The sequence below is a fragment of the Lachnospiraceae bacterium oral taxon 500 genome (genome assembly GCA_002999035.1).
Taxonomy (GTDB): Bacteria; Bacillota; Clostridia; order Lachnospirales; family Vallitaleaceae; genus W11650.
This window is the reverse complement of record CP027241.1, coordinates 1,182,578-1,197,358: the sequence shown is the minus strand read 5'-3', so window position 1 is coordinate 1,197,358 and position 14,781 is coordinate 1,182,578. Positions and strand designations below refer to the sequence as shown.

The following is a 14,781-nucleotide window of genomic DNA, read 5'->3' as shown; positions in this document are numbered from 1 at the left end:
CCGCTTTTTTACGAGGTTCCGGTCAAAATCCCTGCCTTTCCACCGTTAAATTGCCGAAAGCCTTGCGCCACAGCTTGCTTTTGCTGGCCAGCCACCGGTTCAGCGCCGGCGGAAAGGGAATCAGCCATATTTTTCTTGTTCCGGCTGCCATCTGCATCAGCTCGGTTGTCGAACGATAAACCCTGTCCTGCGGGTGAAAAATTCCGCCTGCCCGGGAATCGATGACTGCACGTAAAAACCGGCATAGATTTTGCAGGGAAATCACGCTCTTTTGATTTTCAATCTGGGGAAACAGAGGCAGCACCGCTGCCAGCCTTTGCAGCTGCCGGTAACTGCCTTTGGCCCTCTCGCCGTATACCATCGGCGGGCGGACAATCGTGACCGTAAAAGCATCATCGGCCATCGGCAGCAGGCTTTGCTCCGCCAAATATTTGGAATGCCCGTAATAGGTTTCCGGGCTGGGCCTTTGTCCGGCTGTAATCCGTTCCTGTCCGCGCCCGTACACGGCCAGACTGCTTAAAAAAATATAATGGTTCACCCCGGCCGCTTTGGCCTTTTCGGCAATCTGTACCGGCAAAATTGCGTTGGCCTGCAAGTACGCCGGCCAGCCCAGCTTTTTTTCGTTTTTATGGACCAGCGCCGAACAAACCACCACCACATCATAACCGGAAAAATCCATATCCTGCCATTCGCCGTTTTGACCGCTGACACTGTCAACCGTCCAAAGCCGACACTTTTCCGAATCCCATCGTTTTACTTCCGTTTGGCCGGCCACTTTATTTGGCTCCGGCCCAAACTCTTCTTTTTTGTTCGTTTTTTGAACACCGGGTTTTTGGTCTAAATAATTTTTACATTCCTGTTTTTCCGCCGCCGATGATAATTCCAGAAAGTTTTTCAGATTTTTACCGATATAGCTGTTTTTGCCGATAATCAAAATCCTGTACATCTCGTTATCCCTTAATTCCTTCCCCGGTTATGACTTTACCGGCCGTCATAAAAAAGATTTTCAGGTCAAACCGCAAACTGATCCGCTTAGCATATTCTGCATCCAGCCGAATCTTTTTGACCAGCGGGATTTCGTCCCGGCCGTTGACCTGTGCCCAACCGGTCAAACCCGGCCGTAACCGGTTGACGCCGTAAAGTTCCCGGCCGGCAATCAGGTCAAACTGATTCCACAGCGCAGGACGCGGGCCAATCAGCGCCATCTCTCCCTTTAAAATATTAAAAAACTGAGGCAACTCATCCAGGCTCGTCCGCCGCAGCCACCGCCCCAGCGGTGTCACATACCGTTCCGGATCTGCCAGCAAATGTGTCGGCATATCCTGCGGCGTATCTATCCGCATCGTCCGAAACTTTAAAATCTCAAACTCCTTCTTATTCCGGCCAATCCGTCTTTGCCGGAACAGCGCCGGCCCCGGCGAAGTCAGGCGCACTAAAAACGCCAGCAACACCAGCAGCCAGCCCAGACCAATCAGTCCGACCAGCGCCAGACCAAAATCAACCGCCCTTTTACCGTATTTTACATACATAAAAGTTCCTCTCTCCATCGCTGTTCTCTTATCTTCGTTTTAAGCCCATAAGACATTCTCTCCCCAGCATCGCTCCTTAATCCGCTCCCCTTATCCTTGTTCGTCTTATTTAAGTCCATAAAACATTCTTTCCCCAGCATCATTCCTTTTCAGGACGGAGCGTTTTATTTTGACACGCAGTTCAATTGTTCGAAATTTGAACAAATGTCAAATAAACTGCGCCCGTTTCCGTTTCCCTTAATCTTAGCTTTATACGCTTACTCTAATACGCTTTCTTTTTTGCGCACCTGATAATTCATCGCCAGACCAACCCCCATCAGCGCCCAAAAAACCGGTGCCACTGTAATCGTCGAATCATTAAAAACCGATGAAACCATATAGCCCAAGCTCCCAATCAGCACCGCCGCACCGGTTTGACTGTAATAATCCTCAAACCGGCTGCGCCAGTAAAGCCGAATACTGCTCAGCAAATACATCAGATAAAAGGCCAGCACCGCCAGCAGCGACAGACCGCCGGTCTGAACGGCAATTTGCAGATACAGATTGTGCGGCCGGGTAATCAGCACATTGTCAAAATTATTATGGACTTTGCCCAAATAATCATGCTGCGGAAAAACCAAAGTAAAACTATCCGCGCCCGAACCCAAGAACAAATATTTTTTCAGCAGCGGGAAAGTTCTTGACCAAATATAGCCACGATAAGTGGCAAAGCTCTCGTGATTTTGAAACAGCCCCTTTTCAATCTCCACCACCCGGTCGGCTTTGCCGTAGGGCGTAACATAGTAAAATCCGGTCGCCTGATAATAAAAATGCCAGTTCTTGCCGGCAATCAGCCATGCCATTTCCGCTTCGCCCGTACCGTCCGGAAAGATTTGCAGCGGAATCTGCTGCCAGCTTCCCTCCTGCCAGGTATAAGTTTGCGTGGCCGCATCAAACTGAGCCGGAATCTCCCGGCCGTCTGCCGCCAGCAGTCGAAAACCGCCCGGTGCGCTACTGTCTGCCACTAAATCAGCCGTTTCTCCCTGATAGGTTAAACGAATCTTATTTTCATCCGCTGTCAGCGCCGACAAAGCATATTCCGGGTTGGTCGGGAACCGGAGCGCCGCCCCCAGCCTTTCAAAAAAGCTGTTGCCCATCAGCGCGATCATGACTGCCACAAAAACCGCTGCCCCAGTCAGGCCCAAAACTGTAACTTTTTTATTTTCCCTTAATTTCCGCCGGTAAACCAGCAGCATCAAAAACACCGAAAAAATCAAAGTGATAAATGCCGTCTTCGAGCCGGAACCCACCAGACAAAGCAAAAGCCCCAAAATCAAAAGGCCGTACCAAATCCGCATTTTTTTATCGGCGCGGCTGATTAGCAGAGCCGCCATTACCGGCAGCAGCAAAGAAACATATTGGCCGACGTAGTTCGGGTTGTAGAGTGAAAGATACACCTGATTGGGCGGAAAAGTAAACTTGAGTTCGCCGCCGCCGGGTAAGATCAGGCTTTGGCCAAACTTGGTCCGAAAGAAATCATGGCCGCTAAACTGCAGCACTCCCAGCAGGCACATAACGGAAATCCCCACCAAAAATCCGGTTTCCAGCAGTTTCATGCTTTTTTCACTGCCCGCCGCCCAGAAAGTATAAATCACAATTACGCCGTACGATAAAAGGACAAAAAGCGACTCAAACTGTTCATGCGCGCCGCGGTAGCCATAGGACGCATAAGGCGAAACTACGGTTGAAAGAATCGCCAGCGCCAAATAGGCCAGCAGCGCAAAAAGTGCCTTATCCCATTTCCATTTGCCGTTTTCCGTTAAAAAATTATCCGGCAGTATGCCGCGTCCCCCAAACACTTTGCCGGCATAGTAACAGGTCAATACAAACATCACGATTGCCGCCAAAATAAGCGCCTGCTGCTTGATCATCAAAAACAGCTCGACTCCTTCCTCCTGCCCGCTAAACCAGGCAAATTGCGATAAGCCGAGCGGGTAGGTTCTGACTCTGACCAAAAGCGGAACCACCGCCATCACCAGGATTACCGGCAAAACCAACCACCGCGGCATTTCTGCCGCTGGCCGGCTGCCGGCCCGCTTTGCCTTTGTTTTTTCTGAAACTGCTTTATTTTTCTGACGATATGCCATCGTTTTATCCCTTCCTTTAATAATCATTCCTCAACCGGCAATAAGCAGCCCGCAGAAAGCCAAATACTTTCCGGCGGCAGACCGGTTTTCACACTTTTGATACTGATATCATTATATAAGATAATCCTTTCTTTTTCAATTCCTATCTTAAAAAAGCCTTCCCCAGGCAAGCTCTTTGCACACTCCAACCATAACTTCGCTTGCCTGAACTGCAAAAAAACAGCCTTATTGAAATTATCTTTTTCAATAAGGCTGTTTTCGTGAGTCATCAGGGGTTCGAACCCTGGACACCCAGATTAAGAGTCTGGTGCTCTACCAGCTGAGCTAATGACCCATCTTATAAACTTTTCTGACTCCGAATCCAAAACCAATTTGATATTCAGAGGTAATGCCCAGAGGCGGAATCGAACCACCGACACGAGGATTTTCAGTCCTCTGCTCTACCGACTGAGCTATCTGGGCGAAGTAGCGGAGGAAGGATTTGAACCAACGACCTTCGGGTTATGAGCCCGACGAGCTACCAGACTGCTCCACTCCGCGATGAATAAAATGGAGGGAGACGGATTCGAACCATCGAAGCATAAAGCAACAGATTTACAGTCTGCCCCCTTTGGCCGCTCGGGAACCCCTCCATAAGCCGACAATCGGAATCGAACCGATAACCTGCTGATTACAAATCAGCTGCTCTGCCAATTGAGCCATGTCGGCAATCGTATGGGCGCTACAGGGCTCGAACCTGTGACCCCCTGCTTGTAAGGCAGGTGCTCTCCCAGCTGAGCTAAGCGCCCTTAAAAAAGCTCTGGGATTAATAAGAAAAACTTCTTATTCACGACCCAAAGGGGACTCGAACCCCTGACCTCCGCCGTGACAGGGCGGCGTTCTAACCAACTGAACCATTGGGCCTTTTTTGCTAACCTTTGTGGTCAAGCAACATAGTAGATTATACTAAAGAACTTATGACTTGTCAAGAAAAACATTTACTTTTTTGAATTTAATATATTTTAAATTTTTTATTAATATTTCTTTTAAAAATTTTGTTCCGCCAAATCGTTGAAACCACTTATTTAGTGGCCGTTTGAGCAATTCATCTTTTTTCTGCCCTGACGGACAACCCGGCCTGATTGAATGCTTCGCATTTCTGCCCGGGCAGTCTGCCCCAAAAGGCCATTTGGCCGAACAGAGAAAAGCCGAGTAAGTAATTCGCCGAAATAGAGCATATTCTCCCATTTCGGCGAATTGCCAAAGACTTACCTAACCCCGGCAAGCGGCCGCAATTTATTCGGCCGGCACGGTATAGCTTAAGCTCAAATCAGCAAAAGCCTCTTCATCAAACTCAACATTGTAATTTTTCTTCATTTCCTCGTACTTCTTCTGAAACTCTTCCATTTTCAGTTCGTCCTCATACTGGGAAATAATCTGCTTACGCAATTCTTTGGCCTGCTCGACCTGTTCCGGCGTTGAAGCCATCTCTTCTTCCAATTTAATAATATGATAACCAAAGGTCGTTTCCACTAAGCCGCTGATTTCACCCGGCTTTAATGCAAAAGCAGTGTCCTCAAACTCTTTCACCATTTCGCCGCGGCCAAAAGTATATTCGCCGCCGTTCTCCTTGCTGCCCGGATCATCGGTGTAAGTCTTGGCCAACTCCGCAAAGTCTTCTCCGGCCTTAGCTTTGGCCAAAATTTCCTCCGCTTTCTTCTTGGCTTCCGCTTTCTGCTCCTCTGGCAGCGGCTTCCGGTCCGAGTCCAAAGTGCTGATTAAAATATGTCTGGCTCTGACCCTATCATAATAATGCTCATCTCCGGACGCCTCCAGTTTTTGATAAGTGCTGTCCGCTTCATATTTTTCCTTGAGTTTAGCCTGGTCAACCGGATAATCCTTCATTTCATCCTGGAAAACCTTGCCGCCCAATGCCTGCGATTGCAAAAAGCGCTCAAAAATCTCTCTGTTAAATCCGTAATAATCCTTTATCTTCTGCGGCAGGGATTCTAAAATTGCATCAATATCGGCAAAAGCCTCGGTTTTTTCTTCCTCGGTTAAAGTAATATTCCGTTTTTTGGCTTCCTCGTTTAAAATCGCCACATATGCCAGTGTATCCTTCAACCGCTCCAGCTGCAAGGCCTCAAAGGTTTTCCCTTCCTGCACCTCGTTCACCCAAATTGTCGCTCCCCCCAGTCTTTCCACGTTCATCTTGGTGGTGTAGACATAAACATTGGCTTCCGCCTTGGTCATCTGATAATCACCGACCGTTAAAACCACCTTATCATTCGGCAGCTTTCCCGGCTCAGGGGTCTTGGCGTCTTGCTTGTCTTTATCCTTCTCTGCCTGATTTTCCTGCTTGCTCTCTTCTTTTGCCCCGTTTTCTTCTTTTTTTCCGCATCCCGCTAAAATACTGACTGCCAGCACCAACACCAGTGCCAGACTCATCCACTTTTTCATCTTTTGCTCCTTTGCTTTCTTTGTTTTTGATTATCGTTCCTATGCCATATCCTCCGAGGACAATTTCGTCACCACCCGGATGTCTTCCCCAGCCGGCAAATCAATTCCGTCTTTTTGCCAGGAAGGTAAATTAATGCCGTTGTTCCGGCAGGTCTGCGGCTCCGTGCAAAGAATTTCACCGTTTGCACCGCTGTTCCAGACCACAAAATAATGGAAAATATCATCGACCTCATACACCGTCTGCGCCTTGTAAGCCGGATAGGTGATGATTGCTCCCCGAAAGCCGAAACTTTTCATCTGGTAAACATTATCGAGCACCTCCGCCAGCGGTGAAAAACCGCTCTCGGCCGCCATCGCCGCAATTTGGTCGCCGGCCACATAGCTTTCCGTGCCCAAAAGCCGGTCATCTAACTGTACCCGGGCTTTAATCGACAAGCGGACATTCATTGCCACCGACTGCTGCCGATCCGGCATCAGCGGAAAGGCGGTATGATACGCCAGCATCACCGGCATCGTTTGATTGCTTTGATTGGTAATGGTCAGCGTCGTCTTTAAACCCTGCCCGGTCAGCTCATAAGCCTTGCGAATCCTGATTTTATGCGGAAAATAAATAAAATTAGCGTCATTTTCATCAAAAACATATTCCAAAATGACTTCCGCTCTTTCCGGCGTATGCTGCTCCGCAGCCACCCGGTAATCCGCCGTCTTAAAGAAGCCGTGGATATGGTTATTCCGCGCCGGCTCATTAACCGGCAGCCGGTACTGACGGCCGTCATAAAGAAAGCTTCCGCCGTCAATTCGGTTGGGCGGGAACAAAAACGGCATGCCATATGTCGTCGGCCGGTTTTTCAGCGCTTCCCGGTCATGACTTCCCTTTAAAATCTCTCTTTGCTGCTGATGATCATAAAAATAAATCACATTTCCACCCAGCTCCGGCAGAATATGCGCTTCATACTTGCCCGCTTTTAACGTAATATATTCCATAAATCCCCTTTCATCCTGCCCGGGCAGCTTGTTTGCCGCCGGTATGGAAACAGGCATACACGTCAAAATCCCGGCCGCCGCCAAAGCAGCCGGAAAAACCTATCCGCTTTCCTTGCCCGGCCGAAATGCGCCCTATTCCCTCAAAAATGATTTCTCATCGGCAAGACACACTCGTTAGCCGATTACTTGCTTTATCATACACAAGCAAGCCCAAAAAATCAAGGGAGTTTCCAATTAAAATATCGTTAGAAAGTAAAAAACCGCCGAAGCTCGGCGGTTCCTTATTAATCTTCAATATACGGCAACAGGGCCACATGCCTTGCTCTTTTGATCGCCGTGGTCAAAGTTCTTTGATCCTTGGCGCATACGCCGGTGATGCGGCGAGGTAAAATCTTACCGCGTTCGGAAATGAAGCGGCGTAATTTATTCACATCTTTATAGCTTAATTTCTCGCCGTTTTCTTCACAAAAAGAACAAGTCTTTTTCTTCATCGGTCTTTGCTGCTTTTTCTGAAAAGCCATCTTTTGCTCCTCCTTCTAATTTAGAAAGGAATATCATCATCATCGAAATCGTCTCCGATCGGCGCAAAACCGTCATCGGCCGGAGCGGCCGACTGCGGCCTTGAACTCGGGCGGGAAAATCCGCTGTCCTGATTTCCTTCAAAGCTTTTTTTACTTTCGGCAAAATGCTGCTCCTCGGCAATAATATCGGTGGTATAACGGGTAATCCCGTCTTTTTCATAGCTGCCTGTCTGCAAGCGTCCGACCACTACAACCTTCATGCCTTTTTTAAAGTATTTTTCCGTAAACTCAGCCGCTTTGCCAAAAGCGACAATATTAAAAAAATCTGCCTCCGGATCTCCGTCCCGGCGAAACCGTCTGTCTACTGCCAGTGAATATCTGGCCACCGCAATCGAGTTTGCCCCTTGGGAATACCGGACTTCCGGATCTCTGGTTAATCTGCCCATCAATATGACTTTATTCATACCGCCTTATTCTCCTTCCTTCACAATCAAATAGCGAAGAACAGGCTCAAGGATACGGACACGGGATTCAATTTCCGCCGGCGCCGATGATTCTGCTTCAAAATGAATGAAGTAATAAAATCCTTCATGCATCTTTTGAATCTCATACGCCAAACGCTTCTTTCCCCAGTCCTCAACTTCTCCGATCTTGCCGTTAAATCTTTCAACAATGCCTTTTACTGCCTGCAGCGCATTGTCTCTTTCTTCATCCGATAAACGGCCGTTGATAACAAGAGCTAATTCGTATTTATTCATTTTACACCTCCTTACGGTCTGCGGCCCCTATATAGGAGCAAGGACAAGTTACTGCCTGATTGTATGCTGCCGGCCTGCTGTACTTGTTTTCACAATCAGCGCCGGTGGTTAAAGCAAGCAACATCAACTTATGAAGTATACCATAGCTTGTTTTAAATTGCAAGACGTAAATAATTTATCCTTTTGCCTAAATTTTAACGATTCCCCCGCCTTCCCGCCATTTGAACTGACTTAAAGTTTAAAAATTACCTCATTCTCCTTTTCCCGCCCAACAAAATATTTTTCCTTTCCACTTAGAAAAGCAAAAATACGACCTCGATTTTCCCATGCTGGCCGCAAAAGCTCCAGACAAGGAAAAATCAAATTACGGAATAGCTATCCTTACTCTTAGTCTACCACACTTCCATAAAAAAGTCGTCCGCAATTTGTGGAATTTAAGGAAAAATTTTTAAAAAAAGTCGTCTGTAGCACATACTCAAAATCAGGCATATTTTAATGCCCCAAAAGTATGTGCAAAGTTTGCCTCGGCGAGCAATCAGTCTGCATAGAGAGGCAGGAAATGCACAGCATTTCCGTTCGACTGTCGTACGAAAAAGAGATATAGAGAAAGATGACAACAAGCAAACCGCAATTTGTGGAATTTCAGGGAAAATTTTAAATAAAAAATAGCACCAGGCAAACCGAAAAAAGGACCCGCCCTGCCGGACAAGCCCTTATTTTTAAACATTATATCTTCTTTATCAAGTTTTTCAAGGCTTCTGCCGAAGAATCGGAAACATTCATCGCTGCTTCATTCTCCTGCCGGATCTGCTCCTGAATTTCCTCTCGGTAGATCTTAATATGGCCCGGCGCCTGAATGCCTAACTTAACCTGCTCTCCGCTGATGCCGATTACCGTCACCACGATATTATCGTCGATGATGATCGACTCGCCTATGCGTCTTGAAAGTGCCAGCATATTATTCCTCCCTTGTCTGCTTAATTCTCTGGTACAAGTTTTCCCGAATCGGATAATCTCCCTCTTCAATCACAATCTGCGCTCCCTTTTTGGTCTCAAGATTGAGCACAATCGGCGCCCGCAGATTGGTCGTCATCTGCTCAATGTTTTCCGGAACCACCGTCACCGTATAAACACTGATAATCTCTGGATTCAACTCGCCCAGCTTCTGAACTTCCTCATCCGGCAAATCCGGCTGATATTCCGGGAACCAGATCAGAGGATCAATCAGCGGCAGACAGACATGAACTTCATGTACCGACTGTAACCAGCAAAACGGATTATCATCCGCCTCACCCTCATACAAAATGGCAAATTCCTTTTGATCTTCAAAGCCAAAAATGCCCTGCTCAAAATGAATCACCTTGGTTTCATCAATCTGAATCTCTCCAAAATATTTTGTTTGAATAACCATATTTTCTCCTCTCGTATTCCGGTTCATACATTGGTTGCCTTGCTTATGCCCTTATCAGCGCAGGAAATCCAGCAGCGTCGGCTGAATAATCTTGGCTCCGGCCGCCAGCGCCATGGAATAAGCATTGTCGACACTGGATAAGGTGGTAATTGCTTCCGGGATATTAGTATCCTCGGTATCCGACAGCAATTCCTGAAAGTTTAATTTATCATCATCCAAACGATTGACCGTCAGCATCAGGCGGCTTTCCTTGGCGCCAACCAAGGCAATTTCATTGGACATATGATCGGAATGTTTTTGCATCTTATCGGCAAAATCCCGATATCTTTGCCCCAAAAGCTTTAAAGCAACCTTATCGTTTTCTGTCAGTTGATCGTCGGACTTGGCCAAAAGCTCGGTATCGCGGATAATTTCTTCAATATCCCGTTTCATATTGACCGTAAAGACATCCTTCGCCCGTAAATTGACCGTAAACTTCTGGTTATAGCTAATCTGATAGTCAATATTTTCTTCCTTTTGTTCAAAGACGGTTCCGTCCGGCGCGGTTACATTAAAATAAATCTCCGGCCGCAAATCGCCCTTGGCAAAGTCCTTTTTCTCATAAGTCACCGTCGTATCGGCAAAAGCCGCTGCCTGCGCCTTGGTCATGATCAACTCGCCCGTATCCTTTAAAAACTTAGGCCCGGCCGAAGCATCATACGCACCGGCGGCATCGGAAGTCGTCGTGGTCACCGCCGGAACCAGCGGCGGCGTCATGGTCAGGTTATCAATATTAGAATAGCCTAACCGAACCCGGTACACTTCATTGGTCGTGTTGTTAAAGGCTTTTTCTATTTTCTGCACATTTTGCTTGGTAAACTTTTCCTCAATTTTATAAGGCGTGGTAAAGCTTTGCTTTTCCTCAAACATCGCCGATTTATCGGTCTTATAGCCGGAAAAAATATAGCGGCCGGCATAGGAAGCGTTAGCCTGCGTGGCAATCTGCTCCTGCAATTCTTTAAACTCACTGGCAACCGAATGCCGATTGGCAAAGTTGAGCACATCATTGGATGCCTGAATCGACTTGCTGTACATCCGCCCATACACTTCCTTGGTTTTTTCCATTGCTCCCTCGGTCATGCCCACCCAGTTACGGGCTGCTTCGCCGTTGGTCTTATATTGCATGATTTCACTCAAAGTCGTGCGGAACTTCAGGATTCTGGTGGCGGCAATCGGGTCCTCCGACGGCCGGCTGATCTTTTTCTGGGTATAGATTTGATTGTTCAGCCGGATACGGTCTAAGGTCCGCTCATTCAGAGAATATATCAAATTTTTATGAATCATATTGGTGGTTACTCTCATCGCTTACCTACCTTCCTATATTAATCGTCGTTTCGTAAATCTGATCAAACACACTCATGGCTTTGGCCGAATACTGATAAACTCGCATATAAGCCATCATTTCCGAAATTTCCTCATCGGCATTCACGCCCGAAACCGACATTCTCTGAATATCAACCATCCGCATCAAATCTCCGCTGCTTTCCCTAAAGGAAGTCGCCTGCGATTTATCAATCCCCATCTCGCCCATATAAGCCTGGACAAAGTTATCGGGTGTTCCCCGGTCAAAAAACTTCGTATCCTGACGAAGACTGATCATATCATGAAGCAGCGCCGTGTCGCTCTTATCACCGATCGGTTTTTTGCTATAGTGCAGCTCCAGTTTTTTCAAATCAGCGGCAATCTCCGGATTCACCGTCAGGTTATCGCAGTTAATATCCTGCACCCGAACCGTGGCTCCCTCCTGCATCCGGCTGTCCGTTCCCGGCAGCGGCGCTGCCGGCGTAAATGTCCGCTCATATTTTTTGGAACCGTCCGGCAAAGTTACCAAAGTCGGTGCCGATGCTGCCGTGTATTCCACATCCTGACCGTGAATGGTCAGCTTCCCTTTGCTCGGCACATCACCCGCTTCATCGGAGTAAACCTTTAAGTTGGTCACGGTTCCGGCAGTCGTAACGGCCACCTTGCCGGCATAATTACCCTGTCCGACAAACAGCGGCAGGCCGGTATTCTCTCTGCCTTTTTGATGAAGTCCGTTCATTTTTTGCGCGTAAATCCGGCTCAATTCATTTAAGCGCCCCAGATAATAAGGGATTCCTCGGAAGGCTTTATCCTCGCCCATAATGGCATACTTGCCATGCAGCCCGGCCGGGGCCGGATTCTTTAATTTGAACTTAATTTCTTTGGTCGCCTCATTGATTTCATAATCTTCATATTCGATTTCTTGGCCGTTAATCGTCAGTTTGCCCACCTTCGGCAAATCAAAACGGTTGACATTTTTAACCGTCAAGTTCATCGCCCCCGGCATGCTGTCCACCAGCCCGCGGAAGTTGCGGTTATTGACTCCGTCACGCAAATCAACCAGGCCCTTCAGCTTACCGGCAAAGCTATTGGCGCTGACATTCAGCTGCTGGCCGGTTTTCCAGTAAACATCAAATAAACCGGCATTATCCTCGGGATTATTTAGATACTCCCGCGCCCGCACTTCCAGATAACTGGCAATCGGACCATGCACCAACTGCGCACCGTTAATGCTGACATGGAAGGTTTTTTGGCCCAGCGCATCAATATCTTCCCGGGTCGCAACCGGTACAATCTCGCTTAATTTATCGACCAAACGGTTTCTCTGATCGCGCAGATCATTGGCTTTGTGGCCGCCGATTTCCGAGTCCTGAATCTGCTGGTTGAGCGCTGCAATCTGCTCAGCATAGGAATTGATCTGATCAACCGTACTTTTTATCTCAAAATTGACGTCATTCTGCAAGGTTCGCAATTTTTTAGACGTATCATTAATCACATCGGCAAAGCCCTTGAGCAACTGAACCACATTGGTTCTGGCCGCATCCTCATTTGGCGCGGTGGTCAGGGTTTGCAGTCCGGCATAAAGCCGGTCTAAGTAAGTCGATAAGCCATTGGAATAGGGCTCATTAAAAATCGACTCCATTTGCTTTAAAAGTTCCTCTTTGGATTTATATTCTCCCAAATCTTTATTAAAATTGCGGTACTTGCTGTCCAGATAACCGCTCCGGTACTGATCAACGGTCAGAATCTCCGCACCGGTGCCAACCATGCCACGATGGAGACTGCGCATCGGCCGGCTTGCTCTTTGAATTGCGTACTGGCGGCTGTAGCCTTCTACTTTTGAATTCACAATATTGTGATTGATGACGTCCATATTGCCCCGGGCGGAAAATAATCCCTGCTGCGCTACGCCAATCCCAAAAAATGATGATCTCATTTTCTGCTCCTTTCTTTTTTACATTCTGCCTACCGGCCGACCAGACCGGTTTGATTGATCAACCGATCCATCATCGAATCAATCACGCTGACTAAGCGGGCCGAGGCATTATATGCATGCTGATATTTAATCAGATTGCCAAACTCCTCGTCCTCCGACACCGAACTGATCGTACTTCGCTCATAATCCACTTTATTCAGTAAGGCTTCACCGCCTTTTAATTTACTTTCCACCGACTGCGCCCGATTCGCCAGGCCGTCAACCATACTCCGGTAATAGGAAGTATACGATTCCTTGGAAGTGGCTCCCGGCTCAATCAGCAGACGATTGTTGTTCCATTGATCAATCATCTTGTTGATAACATACTTGGAATCAGCCAGGTCGTGAACATTCTGGGACAGAGCCAGTTTATTGTAATCATTTAAAATGACTTCATTGATTTTTAAGTTGGACGCCGAATACAGACTGAACTCATTCGCCGGATCCTCGGCTTCATACAGCCCGCCTGTCTGGGAATGATGCGGAATGTATTTGCGGACAAAGAGTTCCTCGCCCCGCGAAGCATTGCCGTTTGCGTCCTTTAAGCCATACGGTGCGGTGGCCGTATCCAGTTCCAGCTTACCCGGCGTAGCCGACGGTTTTTTCGGCACCAGCACATTATTGATCATCGTCACAATATCATGCACCAGATTGTCAAACTGCGCCTGCATATTCATGACCGCCGACGGCTTGATATATTTCTCATAATAGGCCTGATTCTGCATTTCCGTATAGTTAGCGGCATGATCGCCCCGCGCTAACAGCAGGCCCTTGAGTTCTCCGGAATTGTTGTCATACTCCGGCCCGATCGGATTCTCAAACGAAATCAACTTATAATACTGGGGCGGGGTCGCTGTTTTATTGCTTAAATGCGGCCAATAAGGATCGACCAGCGGACTTTTTTCCCGGGCCGGAATCAGGCCCAGTTCATACACCTTATCCTCCTGCACAAAGGGAACTCCCTCAATCGTAACATTGACCACGCTGTTTTTTTCCTCATAATAACGGGTCTGCACCAAACCGGAAAGTTCATCCAGCAAAAGATTGCGCTGATCCCGGTAATCATTGGCATTCGCCGACAGTCCCGGCTGATCCCGGCCGATTTCTTCGCCGGAAATAAGCTGATTCAGTTCCCGAATCTGGTGTCCGATCTCATTGATCCGGTTCACTTTCTGCTTGATCTGTTCGTTTAAATTAAGCTGATAATCTCTCAGCTGCTGGCCAATCAAATTGGCTTTTTCCAAAAAATGTCCGGCATTCTTAATAAACACGCCGCGAGTTTCCAGTCCGTCCGGGTGTTTAACCAGCTCATGCATGGAACTGGCCAAATCATTGAGCGAACTGCCGAACTGCTGCTGATACGGTTCACCCAAAATCGTCTGCAGCTCTGACATCGCCTGTTCTATTCCGGCATAAAACTGCTTTTTGCCGTTGGCCGCCCGATAGGCCTGATCCAGGAACATATCTCTGGCTTGACGCACCATTTGGACATCTGTCCCCATGCCGACCTGCATCAGTGTCGTGCCGTTCTGTCCGACTTTAGCATACGGCGCGTCGCCGAATAAAACCAACTGCCGGCTGTAGCCCTTGGTTTTCACATTAGTAAAATTATGCGCCGTCACCGACAGTGCATGCTGATGACTCATCATTCCGGAAACTGCCCGGGAAAAGCTGCTCATCGAACTCATGGTTTTCTC

16 protein-coding genes and 7 tRNA genes are annotated in these 14,781 nt (G+C 47.8%); all 23 read right to left on the bottom strand.

Annotated elements, in window-relative coordinates:
* Window positions 1-22 precede the first annotated feature (22 nt).
* The 23 genes from C3V36_05545 to flgK (C3V36_05435) all read right to left on the bottom strand — a co-directional run bounded on the left by C3V36_05545 (window position 23) and on the right by flgK (C3V36_05435) (window position 14,772).
* On the bottom strand, window positions 23-946 hold the full coding sequence (locus C3V36_05545; GenBank protein AVM68745.1) for a hypothetical protein: 924 nt from the start codon (window positions 944-946) through the stop codon (window positions 23-25).
* A gap of 4 nt (window positions 947-950) precedes the next feature.
* Window positions 951-1,529, bottom strand: a complete 579-nt coding sequence (locus C3V36_05540; protein ID AVM68744.1) for a lipid carrier--UDP-N-acetylgalactosaminyltransferase — start codon at window positions 1,527-1,529, stop codon at window positions 951-953.
* Window positions 1,530-1,786: 257 nt separating this feature from the next.
* On the bottom strand, window positions 1,787-3,682 hold the full coding sequence (locus C3V36_05535) for a hypothetical protein (protein ID AVM68743.1): 1,896 nt from the start codon (window positions 3,680-3,682) through the stop codon (window positions 1,787-1,789).
* On the bottom strand, window positions 3,679-3,924 hold the full coding sequence (locus C3V36_05530) for a hypothetical protein (GenBank protein AVM68742.1): 246 nt from the start codon (window positions 3,922-3,924) through the stop codon (window positions 3,679-3,681). The genes C3V36_05535 and C3V36_05530 overlap by 4 nt, the downstream gene beginning before the upstream one ends.
* A tRNA-Lys gene (locus tag C3V36_05525) sits at window positions 3,914-3,989 on the bottom strand. Before C3V36_05525 ends, C3V36_05530 begins: the two co-directional genes overlap by 11 nt.
* Window positions 3,990-4,044: 55 nt before the next feature.
* A tRNA-Phe gene (locus C3V36_05520) sits at window positions 4,045-4,117 on the bottom strand.
* A 4-nt stretch (window positions 4,118-4,121) separates the two neighbouring features.
* Window positions 4,122-4,195 (bottom strand) — tRNA-Met (locus C3V36_05515).
* A 10-nt stretch (window positions 4,196-4,205) separates the two neighbouring features.
* A tRNA-Tyr gene (locus tag C3V36_05510) sits at window positions 4,206-4,287 on the bottom strand.
* A gap of 3 nt (window positions 4,288-4,290) precedes the next feature.
* Window positions 4,291-4,363 (bottom strand) — tRNA-Thr (locus tag C3V36_05505).
* 7 nt (window positions 4,364-4,370) lie between these two features.
* Window positions 4,371-4,443: transfer RNA gene (locus C3V36_05500), tRNA-Val, on the bottom strand.
* A 41-nt stretch (window positions 4,444-4,484) separates the two neighbouring features.
* Window positions 4,485-4,558 (bottom strand) — tRNA-Asp (locus tag C3V36_05495).
* 51 nt (window positions 4,559-4,609) lie between these two features.
* A complete protein-coding gene (locus C3V36_05490) occupies window positions 4,610-4,882 on the bottom strand; it encodes a hypothetical protein (GenBank protein AVM68741.1) in 273 nt (90 codons plus the stop codon).
* Between the two features lie 48 nt (window positions 4,883-4,930).
* On the bottom strand, window positions 4,931-6,094 hold the full coding sequence (locus C3V36_05485) for a hypothetical protein (GenBank protein AVM68740.1): 1,164 nt from the start codon (window positions 6,092-6,094) through the stop codon (window positions 4,931-4,933).
* A 39-nt stretch (window positions 6,095-6,133) separates the two neighbouring features.
* Window positions 6,134-7,162 carry a hypothetical protein gene (locus C3V36_05480; GenBank protein AVM68739.1) on the bottom strand — a complete coding sequence of 343 codons (1,029 nt, stop codon included), beginning with the start codon at window positions 7,160-7,162 and terminating at the stop codon, window positions 6,134-6,136.
* A 200-nt stretch (window positions 7,163-7,362) separates the two neighbouring features.
* Window positions 7,363-7,599, bottom strand: a complete 237-nt coding sequence (gene rpsR, locus C3V36_05475; GenBank protein ID AVM68738.1) for a 30S ribosomal protein S18 — start codon at window positions 7,597-7,599, stop codon at window positions 7,363-7,365.
* Window positions 7,600-7,619: 20 nt separating this feature from the next.
* Complete coding sequence (locus tag C3V36_05470; GenBank protein AVM68737.1) at window positions 7,620-8,063, bottom strand: single-stranded DNA-binding protein; 444 nt, start codon at window positions 8,061-8,063, stop codon at window positions 7,620-7,622.
* Window positions 8,064-8,069: 6 nt separating this feature from the next.
* Window positions 8,070-8,357 (bottom strand): 30S ribosomal protein S6, encoded by a 288-nt coding sequence (gene rpsF / locus C3V36_05465; protein AVM68736.1) that lies wholly within the window; start codon window positions 8,355-8,357, stop codon window positions 8,070-8,072.
* 535 nt (window positions 8,358-8,892) lie between these two features.
* A complete protein-coding gene (locus tag C3V36_05460) occupies window positions 8,893-9,084 on the bottom strand; it encodes a hypothetical protein (protein ID AVM68735.1) in 192 nt (63 codons plus the stop codon).
* A complete protein-coding gene (csrA, locus tag C3V36_05455; protein ID AVM68734.1) occupies window positions 9,084-9,314 on the bottom strand; it encodes a carbon storage regulator in 231 nt (76 codons plus the stop codon). Before csrA ends, C3V36_05460 begins: the two co-directional genes overlap by 1 nt.
* Window position 9,315: 1 nt before the next feature.
* A complete protein-coding gene (locus tag C3V36_05450; GenBank protein AVM68733.1) occupies window positions 9,316-9,795 on the bottom strand; it encodes a flagellar assembly protein FliW in 480 nt (159 codons plus the stop codon).
* A 27-nt stretch (window positions 9,796-9,822) separates the two neighbouring features.
* Complete coding sequence (gene flgL, locus C3V36_05445; GenBank protein AVM68732.1) at window positions 9,823-11,109, bottom strand: flagellar hook-associated protein 3; 1,287 nt, start codon at window positions 11,107-11,109, stop codon at window positions 9,823-9,825.
* A 7-nt stretch (window positions 11,110-11,116) separates the two neighbouring features.
* Complete coding sequence (gene flgK, locus C3V36_05440) at window positions 11,117-13,045, bottom strand: flagellar hook-associated protein FlgK (protein AVM68731.1); 1,929 nt, start codon at window positions 13,043-13,045, stop codon at window positions 11,117-11,119.
* A 29-nt stretch (window positions 13,046-13,074) separates the two neighbouring features.
* Window positions 13,075-14,772, bottom strand: a complete 1,698-nt coding sequence (gene flgK, locus C3V36_05435) for a flagellar hook-associated protein FlgK (GenBank protein ID AVM68730.1) — start codon at window positions 14,770-14,772, stop codon at window positions 13,075-13,077.
* Window positions 14,773-14,781 lie beyond the last annotated feature (9 nt).